At 70.6% G+C, this 17,888-nt stretch carries 7 protein-coding genes; all 7 read right to left on the bottom strand.

The genetic code is table 11. The annotated features are described in order from the left end of the window. Positions 1-63: 63 nt before the first annotated feature. Positions 64-516, bottom strand: coding sequence for an SUKH-3 domain-containing protein (locus tag ACFZCF_RS28365; protein WP_391289731.1), 453 nt, complete (start codon positions 514-516; stop codon positions 64-66). Further along, complete coding sequence (locus ACFZCF_RS28360) at positions 513-11,162, bottom strand: LamG-like jellyroll fold domain-containing protein (protein ID WP_391289730.1); 10,650 nt, start codon at positions 11,160-11,162, stop codon at positions 513-515. Before ACFZCF_RS28360 ends, ACFZCF_RS28365 begins: the two co-directional genes overlap by 4 nt. 291 nt (positions 11,163-11,453) lie before the next feature. Next, entirely contained in the window at positions 11,454-12,068 is a 615-nt protein-coding gene (locus ACFZCF_RS28355) for a BMP family ABC transporter substrate-binding protein (RefSeq protein ID WP_391289728.1), read from the bottom strand. Then, complete coding sequence (locus ACFZCF_RS28350) at positions 12,065-12,409, bottom strand: hypothetical protein (protein ID WP_391289725.1); 345 nt, start codon at positions 12,407-12,409, stop codon at positions 12,065-12,067. Before ACFZCF_RS28350 ends, ACFZCF_RS28355 begins: the two co-directional genes overlap by 4 nt. Positions 12,410-12,557: 148 nt before the next feature. Further along, entirely contained in the window at positions 12,558-13,319 is a 762-nt protein-coding gene (locus ACFZCF_RS28345; RefSeq protein WP_388449140.1) for an N-acetyltransferase, read from the bottom strand. Positions 13,320-13,455: 136 nt separating this feature from the next. Then, a complete protein-coding gene (locus ACFZCF_RS28340) occupies positions 13,456-14,235 on the bottom strand; it encodes an HNH endonuclease family protein (protein WP_388449283.1) in 780 nt (259 codons plus the stop codon). Positions 14,236-14,300: 65 nt separating this feature from the next. After that, positions 14,301-17,828 (bottom strand): transcription-repair coupling factor, encoded by a 3,528-nt coding sequence (gene mfd / locus ACFZCF_RS28335; RefSeq protein WP_391289723.1) that lies wholly within the window; start codon positions 17,826-17,828, stop codon positions 14,301-14,303. Positions 17,829-17,888: the final 60 nt, after the last annotated feature.

Here is a 17,888-nt window from a genome sequence, read left to right as displayed (position 1 = left end):
CGGGAAACGGGAAAGCCCCGCCGATCCACTCGGCGGGGCTTCCCTGCACCTGCGTCAAGCCCCTCAGAAGAAGGTCTTGTCCCAGTCACCGGAGATCAGGGCCTGCATGGATTCCTTGAACCCATTGCCGACACGCTGCATCCCCGCGTCTCCGGCGAGGAACACGTCCCCGTCCTCCGCAAGCAGGACGCATTCTTCGGTGACGAACGCGGAGCCGACAGGAACCAACGGGCGCTGCACCTTCCGGGAGTAGATCCGGATGTTTCCCGGGTAGAAGGAAAGTGCTTCTTCGGCGTCGACGATCACCGTCACTTCCATTCCCTTGAACAACCACGAAACGGAAAGCTCCCGGTACTCCGAGAGGAAGCTGCGCAACTCGGGGGTCACGGAGTATCCCGCGTCCTCGTAGAGCCTGGCCACCTGATCGACAGAAGCCGACCCCAACTCCACTCGGGTTGCTCCGGGGAATGCGCCGATCAGTCGCTCTCGCCGGCTTCCCTCATTGAACTCGCTCATCCGGTCAACACCTTCCTGACCGCTCCCGGAACCCACGTCTGGCAATTGGGGCACATCTTGAACTTCTTACCCTTCGGATTGAGCGTGATGATGTCCAGATCCTCCATCTTCGCTCCGCCGTTCAGCGCATTGGTGCACATACGTGCCTCTGCGCACACGCCCGGCGGGCGACCGTTGGGGAGCTGCGACTCTGTCGGCAGTCGCGAGGCCACATCGGGGTGAAGCCCCGTCTCGGGCCCGCTCTCACCGTAGTAGGTCTTCCCGGTGGTCCGGTCACGCCCCACGCTGAACGCGCCCGGGAGTTCGTCGTCCTCGGAAAGACCCGCCTTGACCTTTTCGATCCGAGCCCTACCGAGCGCGGTCAGCTCCTTCTTGAGGTCGTCGTCGTCACAGTTGTGCACCAGCACCGCGGAACCCGGGTCGACGACCATGACCGTGCCACCGGCGAACACGAAGTACGTGTGCAGGCCCTCGATGCTCAGGTCGTACGTGGTCCGGTCGGCCTTGTACGACTTGACCTCGACGATCGCGGTCGGGGCGCCCTCGCCGTTCTGGAGCTTCTGGCCGACCTGGAGGTCGCCCGCCTGCGTCCAGGCGTTGCGGGTGGACTCGTAGAACTGGTGGTGCTCGGTGGTCTGGATCGTCTTCCGGCCGGACTTCGTCGCGATGGAGACGTCGACGTAGTCGCGGTCGGTCTTGGTGACGATCACCTCCTTGACCTCGTGGACCTCCTTGGTCTTCTTGCCGGGTTCGGCCGTCATGACCTTGTCCCCGACCTTGACCTCGGCGATCTCCTTGGTCTTGCCGTCCGCCATCAGCACCGGCGTCTTGCCGGTGAAGCTGTGCGGGACCTTGCCGCCCCGAACCCGGCAGCCGCCGCCCGAGCCGCTGCCCGGGGAGTCCTTCGCCTTCGGGCCCTGGCCCTTGCCCTTCGCGCCGAACGCGCCGCCCATCACCGCGCCGATCGTCGCCGCCTTCGCGGCTCCGGCGACCGAGCAGCCCTCCTCGCTGTTCACGCAGGAGGTGCCGTACTCGACGGCGCCCGTGAGCGCCTCCTCGCCGGCGTTCTCGGCGACACCGGTCGCGATCTTGCCGGCCGTGCCGGAGAGCAGCTTGCCCGCGGCGCTCGCCGCGAGGCGGCCGCCGACGCCGCCGGCCGCGCCGGTCACGGCGCCGATGGCGACCGCGCCGAGGAAGCCGCCGACCGACTTCGGACCGTCGCTCATCATGTAGCCGACGCCGTTGGCCGCCGCGCCCGCGAGGGCGGCGCAGCCAACAGCACCCACACCGGCCGTGATCGCGGTGCAGCCCGCGAAGACGGCGATGCCGGTGGCCACCGAGGCGATGGTCGAGGCGTGTTGCTTGACGAAGTTGGCTGTCGCCTTCGCCGCCTTCTTGACGGCCCGGCCCACCTTCTTGGCTGCCTTGACCACCTTCTTGGCGACGTGCTTGACGGCCTTCGCTACCTTCCGGACCGCCTTCTTGACGTGCTTGACGACCTTGTGGGCCACACGTTTCACGCGCTTGTAGACGCGCTTGACGTATCTCTTGACCTTCCGGACGCTGTCGGCGACGTACCGGACGGCCTTCCGTACCGCCCGCTTGGCGCGCTTGACCGCCTTCTTGACGGCCCGCTTGACCTTCTTGGCGGCCTTCTTGACGACCTTGGCGACCTTCTTGACGGCCTTCTTGACCTTCTTGTAGGCCGACTTGACGGTCTTCTTGACCTTCTTCTTGACCTTCTTGACGATCTTGTCGGCCCAGTCCGGCCAGTGGCCGGTCGGGTCCATGCCCGTCATCGGGTTGCCGTCCGCGTACGCGTACCGGTTCGCCGAGATCGAGCTCGGGATGCCGTCGAGGCCGACGGTGTCACGGCTGTTGAACTGGCCGGTCTCCGGCGAGTACCAGCGCGCGGCCATGTTGACCTTCGCCGTCGCCGGGTCGGTCCAGCCGGACTGGTAGCCGAGCGCACCGGCCATTCCGGCGGTCTGGAGGACCTTGCCGAAGGGGCTGTACGTCGTCGAACCGGCGAGCGCCTCGCCCGTCGTGGTGAACTGCGCCACCACGTCGGTGTGCAGGTCCGTGAGGGCCAGCACGGCCGAGGCCGCCGTCTTCACGCCGACCAGGCCGCCCGCCGCGTCGCGGCTGTAGGACGTCACGCCGTCCGAGGCCACGTCGTTGCCGGCGCCCGCGTACTGGAACGAGTAGAGCGCGCTGCCCGTCTCGTCCTTGGCGTTCAGGACGCGGTCGAGACCGTCGTAGGTGTAGGTGCGGTTTCCTTCCTGGATGACCCGGTTGAAGGCGTCGACCTTCATGTTCGTGACGCGGCTGGCCTCGTCCGTCACCGAGCTCAGCGTGCCGCGCGCGGTGTACGTGTAGGCGCTGTGGCCGTCCGACGTGAGCCGGTTCCGGGCGTCGTAGGTGTAGGTGTCGCCACCCACCCGGGTCCGGTTGCCGGACGCGTCGTAGCCGTAGACCTCGGTCGTCGTCCCGTTGTTCCAGGACGTGACGCGGTCGGCCCAGTCGTACGTGTACGTGTTGGCCGTCGAGCCGGTGAGCCCCGTCGTCGTCTTCGACGTCAGGTTGTCGTTCGCGTCCCACCCGTAGGTGAAGGACGCGAGCGTCTTCCCGGTCGGCGAGGTCAGCGTGTCGGTGGTCGGACGCTGGAGCTTGTCGTACCCGAAGGTGCGCTTCGCCTTGCCCGTGCCGTAGTCGATCGACGTGACGTTGCTGTTGACGTCGTAGCCGTACGTCGCCGTCGAACCGGTGGCACCGTCGTTCAGCGTCTTGAGACGCCCGGCGGTGTCGTAGCCGAAGGTCGACGTGCCCGAGGCGTCGGTGCGGGAGGTCATCCCGCCGTCGCCGTCGTACGCGAAGGACGAGGCGCCCGACGGGCCGTTCGCCGTCAGCAGCAGACCGCGGTCGTCGTAGGAGAAGGTGTTCTTCTCCGTGCCGAGCCCCGCGACCTCGATGACGCGGTCGTCGGCGTCGTACGCGTACGTGTGGTCGGCCGTGGCCGCCTCCGCACCCGTGCCCGACTGGCGGACCAGCCGGCTCTTCACGTCGTACTCGAAGGAGATCGCCACCCCGCCCGGGGAACGCGACTCCTTGATCCGGCCGGCGCCGTCGTAGACGGCCGTGAACGTCCGGTCCGCGAGGTTCGGATGGGCCGGCGTCGCCGGCTCGATCTGGTCCTCCGGCAGGCCCCACGTGTTGTACGTCGTCAGGAACGGGTTGCCCCGTCCGTCGGTGAAGCGGGTCTGGTTGCCCGCCGCGTCGTACCCGTAGGTCGTGGTGATCGACTCGGTCGCGGAGACCGGCTCGACGACCTTGGTGATCTGCCCGGCGGCGTCGTACGTGAAGGTCTTGGTGTGACCGCGGTGATCGGTCGCCGAGACCATGTTCCCGGCCCGGTCGTAACCGGTCCGGGCCGTGCGCAGCACGGCACCCGTCTCGTCCAGGTCCTCCGTCGCCACCAGCTGCCCGTAACCGTCGTACGTGTTGCGGGTGCCGGTGCCGTCGGGCTCGGTGGACGTGAGCGGCTGGCCGTCCATGTCGTAGGTGAAGCGCGAGACCTTGCCCGCGCCGTCCGTGACCTCGGTGACCTCGCCCACGGCGTTGTACTTGTACGACTCCGAGACGCCCTGCGGCGAGACCACGCGGGACAGCTCGCCGCCCGGCGCGTTGTACTCGTTGATCGCCGTGTAGGCCCGCGCCGTGGGCTGGCGCACGATGTCCGTGCTGGTCAGCTCGCGGCCCAGGTAGTCGTAGGTCGACTCCTGGCGGGCGCCGTTCGGCCGGGTGGCCGACAGCTGGTCGCCGTTGGCGTCGTACGTGTACCTCGTCGTGCCGCCGCCGGGCTCGGTGACCGAGGCCAGGTCGCCCAGCTGCGTGTACGCGTACGTGGTGCGGTTGCCGAGCGGGTCGACCTCGGCCGTGACCTGCCCGAGCTTGTTGTACTCGTTGTAGGCCGTGGCCCTGATCGGCGTGGTGGCGCCCGGCGCGAGGTAGTCCGGCATGGTCGTCGAGGACTCCTGGCCCTCGGCGTCGTACGCCGTCGTCACCACGTTGCCGAGCGGGTCCGAGGACTCGGTCTGCTCGCCGAAGGTGTTGTACCCGGCCATCGTGACGGGGCGGACCGAGACCGGAGTCCCGCCCTTCTGCTCCGCCATCACGGCCGGCTCGGTGACCGAGGTCTGCTGGCCGATCTCGTCGTAGCCGTAGTCGGTGACGTTGCCCGCGGTGTCCGTCTGGGACAGCGGGAGGCCCCGCTGGTCCAGCTTCCAGGACGTGGTGCGGACCGAGCTGCCCGCGGCCGGCAGGGTGCCGCCCTTGAGCGCGGTGACCTGCGTCGGGGTGAGGGCCTCGGAGTAGACCTGGACGTCGTCCAGGCCGCCGAGGTGGTTCTCCCCGTAGGCGCCCTTGTACCAGCGGCGGCCGACCTGCAGCGGACCGGTCGCCTCCCACGGCGTGTCGAAGGTGGCGGCCGTGCCGGACTCGACGCCGTTCACGTACAGGCGCAGCTTGGAGCTCGCCTGGTCGTACACGCCGACGAGGTGCGTCCACGTGTTGACCGCGACCGCGGCCGTGCCCGAGGACACCCGCACGATCGCCGGGTCGTACGTGTCGGTCGCGTGCCGGTTGAAGGTCCAGCCGAACCCGGTCGAGTAGTACAGCTGGAAGCCGGAGGCCTCCTGGCCGTCCTGCGCGAGGAAGGTCCGGTTGGCGGCCGTCGACGTCAGCTTGACCCAGGCGGAGACGGTGAAGCTGCCCGCGGTGTTGACCACGGGGCCGTTCGTCTGCGCCCACGATTCGGCGTTCCCGTCGAAGACGGCGCTGCCGCCCCGGTCGGTGTTCCAGTGCATGCCGGTGCCGTGGCTGCCGGTGTTGTTGGCGCCGGAGGAGTCCGCGAGACCGAAGCCCGTGGTCTCGTCCAGCTTGTAGCGGGCCACCGGGGCCGTGGTGCCGTCGTGGACGGTGGTGCCGGTGATGTTGCCCAGGGCGTCGTACCGGGTGTCCGTGGTGGACACGTCACCCGTCGCCGGGTCCCGGTCCGTCTCGGTCACCACGTTGTCGTCCGGGTCGTAGCCGACCGTCGTCGTCCGGGCGAGCCCGTTCGGGTCGAGGACCTCGGAGACGGTGCGGTCGGCCGCGTCCACGGTGAAGGTGGTGCGGGTCTGCCCGTCGTTGGTGATCTGCTCGATCAGGTTGCCGGCGGCGTCGTAGGTGTTCGCCTGCTCCGTGAAGGACTTGCCGGTCGCCGGGTCCTTGCGGACCACGGTGGCCGACAGGCCGTCGTCGGTGTAGGTGTACGCCGTCTGCCAGCCCATCGGGTCGGTGATCGACGCGAGGCGGCCGGCCGGGTCGTAGGCCCGGGACTCCTGGACGAGCGTGGTCGCCGGCGAGGGGTCGTACGGGTCGCCGGTGTAGTTCAGCAGGTTGGTGGTGAGCGGTCGCTGCTCGCCGTCGTAGGTGTAGGTGTTGACCGTCCCCGCGGGGTCGGTCTCCTTCACCTTGTTGCCGTAGGCGTCGTACTCGAACGACGTGGTGTCGCCGCCCGGGTCCGTCCGGCTCGCCAGCTGGTTGTGGGCGTCGTACGTCATCGACGTGACGCGGGCCGTGTCACCGCCGGTGAGGTCCTCGACCGACTGCGACAGGATGTTGCCGTCGGGGTCGTAGGCCGTGGTGGTCCTCGCCTGGTGCTTGGCGCCGGTGACCCGGTTGGTGACCGCCGGGGCGGTCTCGGTGACGACCTGGTCGTTCTTGTCGTACGTCTGGGTCGTGACGAGACCGGCCGGGTTGGCGTCCGAGATCTCCTTCTTGGAGATCTCGCGGCCCAGGTTGTCGTACGTGTACTCGACCTTGGCGCCGTTGGCGTCGGTGATCCGGGCCAGGTCGCCGTTGGCGTAGTAGGTGTACGTGGTCTTCCGGCCGCCCGGGGTCACGACCTGCGCCACGAGGCCCGCCGGCGCGACCGCCGTGCCGCCCTCCGCCGCCGGGGTGGTGGCGGTGGTGTACGTGGTGGTCGCGGTCCGGCCGTTGGGGTGGCCGGCCACGGGGGGCGTGGTCACCGACAGCAGGTTGCCGCCGGCGTCGTAGCTGTAGCTGGTCAGGTACGCGTTGTCCGTCGGGCCCGAGGAACGGCCGTCGCGCTCGGTGAGCATCAGGTCGTTGCGCAGGTCCATCGGCGGGAAGGCCGTGGTCGCGTCCGGGTAGTAGGTGAAGTACTCCGTCGAGCACTTGTTGGCCGCGGTGTTCTGGCAGGTGGTCTGGGAGACCGCGTTGCCGCGCACGTCGTGGCCGGTGATCGAGCGGTTGCCGTTGGCGTCCGTGACGGTGTGCAGGAAGCCGCCGGTGTCGTACCCGTAGGTGGTGCGGGCGCCCTCGGTGTCGATCGCGGCGAGCAGGCGGTTGCCCATCTCGGCGTCGTACACGTAGGTGAGGGTCTTGTCCGTCGGGTCGGTCAGCTTGACCGTCTTGACGGGGGCGACGCCCGAGGAGGCCTTGTAGGCCGACCAGTGGGCGGCGACGTCCGCGTCGGTGAGGCCCTTGGCGTGGACCGCGACCTCGGCGAGCGAGCCGGTGAAGTAGGAGACGTCACCCGGGGAGCTGTACCACTTGGAGAAGCCGGCGCCGATGAACGTCCGGGACGTGGTCTGGTCGTTCGGCGCTCCGGTGCAGGTGCCCTGCTTGACGCCGTCCAGGTAGAGCGTCTGCGTGGTGCCCGCGGCCGACAGGACGGCGTGGTGCCACTTGTCGTCGGTCACGGTGCCGGTGGAGCCGAGGGTGGCGTTGCCGTTGCAGGTGCTCGACCACCAGTGGCCGTGCAGCTTCTCGTCGGCACCGACGTAGAGCAGGTCGCTCCAGCTGCCGGTGACGCCGCCCGGGTTGTTCGGGGCGACGCTCTGGTCGCTCATGATCACGCCGGGTTCGGCGGTCTTGAACCAGAGTTCGACCGAGCGGTCGGCCTTGGCGTGCAGCGGCCCGTACGGGAGCTCCGCGAAGGAGGTCGATCCGTCGAAGGTCGCCGCGCTCGCGTCATCGGGGCCGAAGGGGCCCTCCGTGCCCTGGATGACGTTGTTGTACGTGCCGAATCCGGTGTTCACCTGGTTCGCGGCCTGCGCCGCGCCCTGGGTGTCGTCCAGGCGCCAGTAGCCGGCCGGGGCGGAGCCCATGACGGCGGAGCGGTAGACCTGGGACGAGCCGGTGATGGTCGGCGGGTTGAGCTTCCAGGTGCCGCCGTTGCCGTCGGTGGCCTGGAGGACGCGGTCGTCGGTGGTGTCGTAGACGACCGACGCCTGGGTCTTCAGGTTGGGCGTGGTGATCTTCTGGAGCAGTCCTGCGGACCGCTTGGCGGCCTGGAACTGCGCGGAGATCACGTCGGCCGGCAGCGGTTCGGCGTGGATGGCCACCTCGGCCAGCTGTCCGGCGAAGTGGCCGAGCTGGTCGGCGGTGTTCATCGCCGGCCAGCCGCGGTTGTTCACACCGGCACCGAGCGCGATGTAGGTGCTGTCCATGGACTTGATCTCGCCGGCCTTGCTGCCCTGCGCCTCACCGTCCAGGTAGAGGGTCTGGGTGCTGCCCGCGCCCGTCAGCACCGCCTGGTGCCACTGGCCGTCGTTGACCGGGGCGGCGGAGGTGATGGTGGTGCCGCAGGCGCCCGTCATCAGGCAGCCGCGCAGCTTGCCGTCCGTGCCCACGTACAGCGCCGGCGTGTTCTTGGTGGTGTTGACGACCGGGTTCGGGTCGCTCAGCGGCTTGTCACCGTAGTAGAAGAGGACGCCGCCGGCCTGGGTGGTCTTGAACCACAGCGAGACCGTCGTGTACGACGGCATCGCTCCCGGTGCCACCGGCATCTCGACGTACGAGGTGGTGCCGTTGAAGGTGGCCGTCTTCTGCGTGGAGCCGGCCAGCACGGAGGTGCCGCCCGGCGTCACGTTCTTGTACGTGCCGTTGTACTGGCCCTGGTTGGCGTCGATGGCGTCCTTCGCCACCGTGCCGGAGGTCTCGCCGAGGCGCCAGTACGCGAACGGGTCGGCGTCCAGGACCGTGGTGCGGTAGTGGTTGCCGGTCGCGTAGGCGTAGGTGGTGCACTTCGACCAGTCGGCCGGCGGGCACACCTTGGTGAGCTGGTCACCGGTGTAGGTGTACTGCCAGGTCTGGACGGTGTTGGCGTCGCCGGCTGTGGCCGGGTCGGTGAAGACCGTCTGGACGTGCCAGGCCGACGCGTTGAGGGGCTGGTACCAGGTGAGGCCCAGGCTCCGCTTGGACGTGACGTTGGTGATCTTCGTGAGACGCTTGTTCGCGTCGTAGGTGAAGGTCTCCGTGCGGCCCGCGTAGTCCTTGATCGCGCTCAGCGCGTAGGTGCCGGCCTTCGCGGTCGCCTGCTTGAAGGCGTACTCCGTGAAGTCCTTGTCCGTGAGCGTGTAGCCGCCGGTGACCGCCGCGAGGCGGGCGTAGCGGCCCAGCGGGGGCACGAAGGTGCCGTCGGAGTTGCGGCCGAAGGCGACCTGCTCACCACCCGGGTAGGTGATGATCACGCTGGTGACGACACCGGCGCTGTCCTTGACCTCGACGGCCTTCATGTCGGCGATCGTCGACCAGCCGGCGCCGAACGCGGAGTCCACGCGCGGGTCGAGGCTGTTGTAGGAGCGGTCGATCTCCAGGGACGGGCCGATGACCGGCACGTCGGCGTCGGTGTCCTCGGTGGTGTAGTTGCCGTCCGAGGGGTCGAACTCGTGGCCGTCGGTGTTCATCGACAGGCCCGAGGTGACCGGCGGCTGCGGCACGGTCGTGGTGAGGCTGCTGGCCTCCACGACCTCCGTCATGCCGTCGGTGGCGGCCGCGTACCAGTCGTAGCTCTTCGCCCACTTCAGCTTGCCGGCGGGCACCTTCCAGCTGTTCTTGGCGATCGCCCCGGAGCTGACGACCAGGGCGCCGGTCTCGCCGTCGTAGACCTCGAAGGTGTACGAGAGCGGGTTCGGGCCGTTGTCGGCGTCGCTGGCGTAGACCAGCAGCTCCGGCTGGAGGGTGTTGGCCTGGAAGTTCGCCGGCGGGTACTGGGCGTTGATCTGCGGCGCCGTGTTCGGCGTGTAGGTCAGGACCAGGGCCGGACGGAAGCCGGCGGTCGCCGAGTTGTCCGAGTGGAACTTCTTCCAGTGGAGCATGTCGTTGGTCGGCGCGGTGAGCGCGAGGCCGTAGTTGGCCCCGCCCGCGGCGACGTTGTTGAACCAGGTGGTGGACAGCGTCACCGGCATCTTGACGCCGACGCTCGCCGAGCCCGAGCTGTTGGAGCAGGAGGCTCCGGGCGCCGGGGTGGCCGAGCCGATCGCGGCGCCGAAGGCCGGGCCGGGGTAGGCGGTGACGGCGGACGGCGTCCACGACTGCGTGATCGGGTGGACCGAGAACGACTGGGCGGTGCAGGTCGACGACCACAGGGCGTACACGTTCAGGCTGGCGGCGGTGACCCGCTGCCCGGCGAGCGTGGTGCCCAGGGTGTTGAACTGCAGGAACGAGTTGGTCTTGTTCGTGCCCGAGTCGTACGAGCCGACCTTGATCTGGGTCTCGGTGGAGTGGTCCCCGCCGATGGTGTTCTGCGTGTACGTGGAGTTCGACGCGGTGATGGTCGGGTCGACGGTCACCGGGTAGACGCGCGCCGGGTCGTCGAGCCAGGCGCGGTCGGCGGTCATCCGCAGGGCGGGCTGCCCGTCGGCCTTGCCGTCGACGGTGGTGAGCTCGTAGGAGACGTTCCGCGACTGGGCGGCGTCGCCGGAGCGCGGGTCGACCTTGGAGTCCTCCATGAACGCGTGCGGGATGGTCGCGGTGACCTTCCCGTCGGCGTCGGTGAACTCGACGTCGCCGTCGGCGGTGACGCGCGGGGTGAGGCCCTTCACGTCGAGCGGGAAGGTCCAGGAGTTCGCGGCCCGCGGGGAGCGCAGGACGACGTTCTCCTTGAAGCCCTCGGCGAGCGGCACGAGCTGGACGTCGGTGTCGGGGAGGACCCCGGCGTAGGTGACCGTGCCGTTCGCGTCGACGACGGGCTCGCTCTTGGCCGCGTCCCGCAGGGCGTAGGCCAGGGTGCGGCCCTTGCCGAAGTCGACGGAGGCGAGGGCCTTGTCGGCGGCGGTCGGCGCGAACTCGACGTCGAGGGAGTTGGCCGTCTGCTGGAGGCGGCCGTCCTTGTCCTCGGTCAGGGTCGTGTCGATCGGCTTCCAGGTGCCGTCGGCGGTCTTGAAGTTGGTCCGGCCGGTGTAGTGGCGGACGCTGGTGGAGCCGTCGGCGTTGACGTAGTAGTCCGAGGTGGCCGTGGACTTCTTGGCGTCGCGCTTGCTGGTGCGCTCGTCGAAGCTCTTGGCGTTGCCCGGTGCCTTGCCGGTGCGGGTCGGGTCGGGGTCGTCGGTCTCGCGCTGGAAGGGCGCGAGCTCGCCCTTGCCCTTGCCGGGCTTGCGTCCGGCGCCGCCGTCGGCGCTGGTGGCGTCCGCGGAGGCCTTGTGGCTCTTGCCGCGGGCGGTGCCGCTCTGCTGGTCGGGGGTGTCGAGGGGATCGTCGCTCTTCAGCCACTTCCACAGGCCCGAGAGGGTCATCTCGGGCATGCGCACCGGTTCGAGGACGGCTCCGGTCGCCATCGCCGTCTCGGTGGTGAGCATGAGGAAGAACGCTATGAGCGTGGAAAGAGCCGTAGCCCTCAACCTGCGTCTGCCAGTCCTGCCTGGCGGAAAGAGGCGAGGGCCACGGACCCGGCGTGTCTTCATGGGTCGGCCTTTACTTACGCGTTGCTTACAAAGCCTCGCGAGCTTTCCCGATGGCCGATCGCAGGTGCGAACCAGGGGTGCCTTTTTTACTTCCCCTTTAGAGAACGGAGGGAGAAAGTCCGCTTGGTGCGTATCCGTCCCGCCCCCTGACGGGGCCCGGCCGGGTCCCGGCCCCCGCCCCGAAGGTCACTCCTCGCGCGCGAACCTCGCCACGACCGCCTCGACCTCGTCGCCGGCCTTCTCGCCGGCCGCGATCCGCGTCACGTTCTCCGGCAGCCCGCCGGGAGCGGAACCCTCGTCGACCACGACGAACCGGACGCCGTCGTTCGCCGCCGCGGCCTCCGTCGCCGCCGCCACCTGGGCCGGGCCCGAGGCCACGACGACCTCGCAGTCGCGCTGCACCAGACCGTTGAGGAACGGGCGCGCGTTCGCCGCCGTGCGCTCGCCCATGACCGGCACGAACGTCACCCGCACCCGCCCGTCCGCCGACGCGCGCTGCATGCCCTCCCACAGGGGCGCGGCGGGCCCGTCGGACACGATGCCCCGCTCGTCCGTCAGGAGGCAGGCGTCCCGGTCCGCGTAGGCCCGGGCCCGGGTGTCCGGGGGCGTGCCGCCGTCGTCGCCGAGGGCGCCGGAGACCAGCCGGGCCGCGAGCAGCCCCAGCAGGACGAGGAGGACCGACCCGACCGCCCAGCCGGCCCGGCCGCGCAGCAGCCCGGCCGCCGCGGCGAGCACGTCGGGCGCGGTGGAGCGGGCCTCCGCCTTCCGGGCGCGGGTGCGCCACGTACGCCTGGTCTTCACGCGACCCGCCCCTTGCCGCGCGCCAGCAGGACGTGGACGGCCGCGCCCACCGTGGAGAGGGCGAGCAGCACCACGTCGAGGAGGAAGGCCCCGCCGGAGGTGTCGACGGGGGTCAGCGCCACCTGGAAGCACCAGCCGACCGAGGCGGCGGTGAGGAGCAGCGCGGCCAGCCAGTCCGCGCGGGTCCCCCGGTACAGGGCGAGCACCAGCGCGGGCACCCAGCCGAGGACGCCGAGGCTGAACACCGGCACGGCGGCGAGCGCCGCCCGGGCGGGCAGCGGGGGCGGTCCCTCGCGGCGCGGGACGGCGGCGCCCTTCTCCAGGACGAGGGGCTGGTTCACGGTCGGGACCTCTCACGGTTACGGGCGCGCGGCACGTTGCACACGCGTACGACGGGGACGCCGTACGGTACAGCGCCCGCCCCGAAGATCACCCCGCGGGGGCGGCTCCGTGCCCCGCGTCAGCCCGGTTCGGCCCGGGTCAGCCGGCTCAGGAGGCGGCGACGGCGTGCCGCACCCACACGTTGGGCTCGACGTAGACCGCGTAGCCGCGGGCGGCCTCGCAGTGCACGGGCACGAGCGCGCCCGGCACCTCGACCGGGCCGTCCGTGTCGAAGGGGAGCCCCGTCCAGGTCCGCCACTGCTCCAGGGAGCCCGAGACCGTCATCGACGCGGGCGCGACCGCGTCGATCCGGCCGCCGGCGCGGACGTGGACCCGCAGCCACGGGTCGTGGGGCAGCCCGTCGGCCTCCCGGGTGCGGACGGCGTACTCGTGGATGGAGGCCCCGGCCTCCAGGTGCTTGCCGTTGGGCCGGACCGGCGCGACCAGCTCGGAGAAGCCGAGGCGGCGCACGTTCTCCCGCATCGCGGCGAGCATCCGGTGCGAGATCCCGCGTCCGAGGGCGCCGGTGTCGACGGTGATCTCGATGGCGCTCACCGTGTCGGGGGTCTTCCCGTGCCGCAGGTCGGAGAAGGCCCACAGCAGCACCTCGTCCCAGCCCCGGTCGGGCAGGGTCCGCCGCCCGTCGGCGTCGAGGCGGAACGGCACGCTGAAACCGCGGGCGACGACCGTGCCGGACGGGTCGGTGGCCACGAGCACGTACTCGGGGAACTCCCGCACGATCCGGCCCATGTGGGACCAGCCGATCGGGTCGTACATCATGAACTCGGGCCACAGGTCCTTCATGGACCACATCGGCCCTTCGAGTTCGGGGCGCTCCGCGAGCGTGGTGATCGTCAGTTGCTGGTCCATGATCCGCAGGCTAGAGACCGGCCGACCCCGCGCCAACCGATTATCGGACCGGACGGGTCCGACCGGACCGACCGGACCGTTCGGACCGGACCCTCCGTACTGGGACGTCCGTACCGGACCCTCCGTACCGAATCGTTCAGCCGCCGCACTGCCGCAGCATCGCCGTCCGGTCCGGACCGGTCACCGCCAGCTCGTACTTCTCCGCCACCTGCGCGAACCGGACCGCGTAGGCGCAGCGGACGCCCTTGGCAGGCGGCAGCCACGACGCCGGACCGGAGTCGCCCTTGGCCGAGTTGGCGCGGCCCTCGACCGGCAGCAGGTTCAGCGGGTCGTTGGCGAGCCGCTGCCGCTTCGCGTCCGGCCAGCGGGAGGCGCCCATCTGCCAGGCGTACGAGAGCGGCACCACGTGGTCGATCTGGACCTCGGCGGCCTTCTGCTTGCGCCAGTCGATGGTGGTGCCGGTGTACGGGTCGTCCAGCGTCATCGCCACGACCACGCAGTCCGAACCGTCCCGGAAGCGCAGCGCGCGGCCGTCGCGGCGGAGCAGGTCGTTGCGGGTGTCGCAGCCGTTGCGCGCGAACGGCACGCCGTCCGCCTTGTCCAGCCACGCGTGCCCGAACGCGTCCCGCGCGTACCCCGTGCGCGGCCCCCGCCCCTTGGTGGCGAGCCCCCCGATGAGCTCCCGGGCCCGCGCCCGCTCCCCGTCCGCCACCGGCGCGAGCCCCGGCTTCGTCCCGTCCGGATTCCCCAGGGGACTCGCGACCCGCGCGGACACGGACCCCCCGGAGGACTCCCGCCCGCCGGACGCCCCGTCCCCGCCGCCCCCGGAGGGGGCGCACCCGGAGAGCCCCAGGAGAAGGACGAGCCCGGACAGCCCGACGGCGGAAGCGGGGGCGCGGCGAAGCCTTCGACGTATCAGCACCCGGAAATCCTAGGCACGAAAACCGCCGATAGTGATCGTTTCGTGCCGTCCGGGTGCCGTCAGTCCAGGATCGTCGTCAGGAACTCGCCCGTCCAGGCGAGGAGTTCGCGGCCGACGAGGGGCTTGCCGCCGATGGGGCGGGTGGCGGGGCGGGGCACCAGGATCTGGTGGACGGCCGGCTTGATGACGGACTTGGGGTGGAGGCGCTTCAGGCGGAGTTCCTGGGACTCGCGCAGCTCCACGGGCGCGAAGCGGATGTTGGGGCCCTGGAGGACGATCTCGCCGACTCCGCAGGCGCGGGCCAGCATGCGCAGGCCGGCGACGAGGAGGAGGTTCTCGACCGGCTCGGGCAGCTTGCCGTAGCGGTCGGTGAGTTCCTCCCGGACCGCGTTGATGTCCTCCTCGGAGTTCGCGGAGGCGATGGCGCGGTAGGCCTGGAGGCGGAGGCGCTCGCCGGGGGCGTAGTCGTGGGGGACGTGGGCGTCGACCGGCAGCTCGATCTTGACCTCCAGCGGGGCCTCCTCCTGCGCGCCGCCCTCCAGGGAGGCGCGGTAGTCCGCGACGGCCTCGCCGACCATGCGGACGTACAGGTCGAAGCCGACGCCCGCGATGTGGCCGGACTGCTCGCCGCCGAGGAGGTTGCCCGCGCCGCGGATCTCCAGGTCCTTCATCGCCACGTACATGCCGGCGCCCATCTCGGTGTGCTGCGCGATGGTCGCGAGCCGCTCGTGGGCGGTCTCCGTGAGGGGCTTCTCCGGCGGGTAGAGGAAGTAGGCGTAGCCGCGCTCTCGGCCGCGGCCGACGCGGCCGCGCAGCTGGTGGAGCTGGGAGAGGCCGAAGTTGTCGCCGCGCTCCACGATGAGGGTGTTGGCGTTGGAGATGTCGATGCCGGACTCGACGATCGTCGTCGAGACGAGCACGTCGAACTTCTTCTCCCAGAAGTCGACGACGACCTGCTCCAGGGCCGATTCCGTCATCTGGCCGTGGGCCGTCGCGATGCGCGCCTCGGGGACGATCTCGCGGAGCCGGGCGGCGGCGCGGTCGATGGAGTCGACCCGGTTGTGGATGTAGAACACCTGGCCCTCGCGGAGGAGTTCGCGGCGGATCGCCGCGCCGATCTGCTTCTCCTCGTAGGGGCCGACGAAGGTGAGGACCGGATGCCGCTCCTCCGGCGGGGTGGTGATCGTCGACATCTCGCGGATGCCGGTGACCGCCATCTCCAGCGTCCGGGGGATGGGGGTGGCCGACATGGTGAGGACGTCGACGTTGGCGCGGAGCTTCTTCAGCTGCTCCTTGTGCTCGACGCCGAAGCGCTGCTCCTCGTCGACGATGACCAGGCCGAGGTCCTTGAACCTGGTCTCCGAGGAGAACAGCCGGTGGGTGCCGATGACGACGTCGACGGAGCCGTCCCTCAGCCCCTCCAGGGTCGCCTTCGACTCGGCGTCCGTCTGGAAGCGGGACAGGGCGCGGACGTTCACCGGGAACTGCCCGTACCGCTCGCTGAAGGTGCCGAAGTGCTGCTGCACCAGGAGGGTCGTCGGCACCAGGACGGCGACCTGCTTGCCGTCCTGGACCGCCTTGAAGGCGGCCCGCACCGCGATCTCCGTCTTGCCGTAGCCGACGTCGCCGCAGATCAGCCGGTCCATCGGGACCGTCTTCTCCATGTCCTCCTTCACCTCGGCGATCGTCGAGAGCTGGTCGGGCGTCTCCGCGTACGGGAAGGCGTCCTCCAGTTCCCGCTGCCACGGGGTGTCGGGGCCGAAGGCGTGGCCGGGGGCCGCCATCCGGGCGCTGTACAGCTTGATCAGGTCGGCGGCGATCTCCTTGACCGCCTTCTTCGCCCGCTGCTTCGTCTTGGTCCAGTCGGCGCCGCCCAGCCGGTGCAGGGTGGGCGCCTCGCCGCCGACGTACTTGGTGACCTGCTCCAGCTGGTCCGTCGGGATGTACAGGCGGTCGCCGGGCTGGCCGCGCTTGGCGGGGGCGTACTCGACGAGGAGGTACTCGCGGGTCGCGCCCTGCACGGTCCGCTGCACCATCTCCAGGTAGCGGCCGACGCCGTGCTGCTCGTGCACGATGTAGTCGCCGACCTCCAGGGTCAGCGGGTCGATGGTCTTGCGGCGCTTGGCCGGCATCCGCTGGCCGTCCTTGCCGGCCGCCTTCTGCCCGGACAGGTCGGTCTCGGTGAGGACGGCGAGCTTCAGCGCCGGGTCGACGAAGCCGAAGTCGATCGAGCCGCAGGCCACGTGCACGACCGCGGGCTCGACCTGGGTCAGGTCGCCGGTCAGGCGGGCCGCGATGCCCTCGCCGCCCAGCACCTCGACGGTGCGGGACGCCGGGCCGTGGGCCTCCGTGACGTACACCGTCCGCCAGCCGTCGGCCAGCCAGCCCTTGGTGTCGGCGAGCGCGCGGGCGGTGTCGCCGCGGTACGACTCCGGGGCGCGCATGCCCAGCGCGAGGGTGTCGCCGTCGGTCTCCGCGTCCGCCGCGAACGGCGACACCGACCACCACATCATGCCGAGCTCCCGCGCCCGGTCGCGGACGTCCGCGATCCCCCACAGGGAGGCGGCGCCGACGTCGATCGGCGCCTCGCCGCCGCCGGCCGTCGCCGCCCACGAGGCCTGGAGGAACTCCTGGCTGGTGGCGACCAGGTCGGCGGCGCGGGTCCGCACCCGCTCGGGGTCGCAGACGACGGCCATCGACCCGGCGGGCAGGACGTCGAGCAGCAGCTCCATGTCGTCGACGAGGACCGGCGCGAGGGACTCCATGCCCTCGACGGCGATGCCCTCGGCGATCTTGTTCAGCATCTCGCCGAGCTCCGGGTGCTCCTCGGCGAGGGCCGCGGCCCGTCCGCGCACGTCCTCCGTCAGCAGCAGCTCGCGGCAGGGCGGCGCCCACAGGCCGTGCGCGGCGACCTCCAGCGAACGCTGGTCGGCGACCTTGAAGTAGCGGATCTCCTCGACGTCGTCGCCCCAGAACTCGATCCGGAGCGGGTGCTCCTCGGTCGGCGGGAAGACGTCCAGGATGCCGCCGCGGACGGCGAACTCGCCGCGCTTCTCGACCAGCTCGACCCGGGAGTACGCGGCGGCGGCCAGCCCCTCCACCACGTCGTTCAGATCCGCCGTCTGCCCGGTCCTCAGCGCCACAGGCTCCAGCTCCCCCAGCCCCTTGACCTGCGGCTGGAGTACGGAACGGATCGGCGCGACGACGACGGAGACGGGGCCCGCCGCCGGGTCGTCCGGGCTCGGGTGGGCGAGCCGCCGGAGCACGGCGAGACGCCGGCCGACGGTGTCCGAACGGGGCGAGAGCCGCTCGTGCGGCAGCGTCTCCCAGGACGGGTACTCGGCGACGGTGTCCGGGTCGAGGAGCGACCGCAGCGCCGCCGCCAGGTCCTCGGCCTCGCGGCCGGTCACCGTCACCGCGAGGACCGGGCGCCCCGAGTCCCTGGCCAGCGCGGCCACGGCGAAGGGGCGGGCGGCGGCGGGGCCGACCAGGTCCACGTGCGGACGCTTCCCGTCCGACGCGGCCGCCACCGCCTCCGCGAGGGCCGCGTCCTTGACGACGAGGTCGAGCAGACCGTGCAGGCTCATGGAGCATCCATCCCGGTACGTACGAGGGCGAACGGACAAGCGGCAACGCGAACCACCCGA

Source organism: Streptomyces sp. NPDC007945 (assembly GCF_042958885.1).
Taxonomy (GTDB): domain Bacteria; phylum Actinomycetota; class Actinomycetes; order Streptomycetales; family Streptomycetaceae; genus Streptomyces.
Note: the sequence above shows the minus strand (reverse complement) of the source record. Positions and strands in the feature narration are given on the sequence as shown.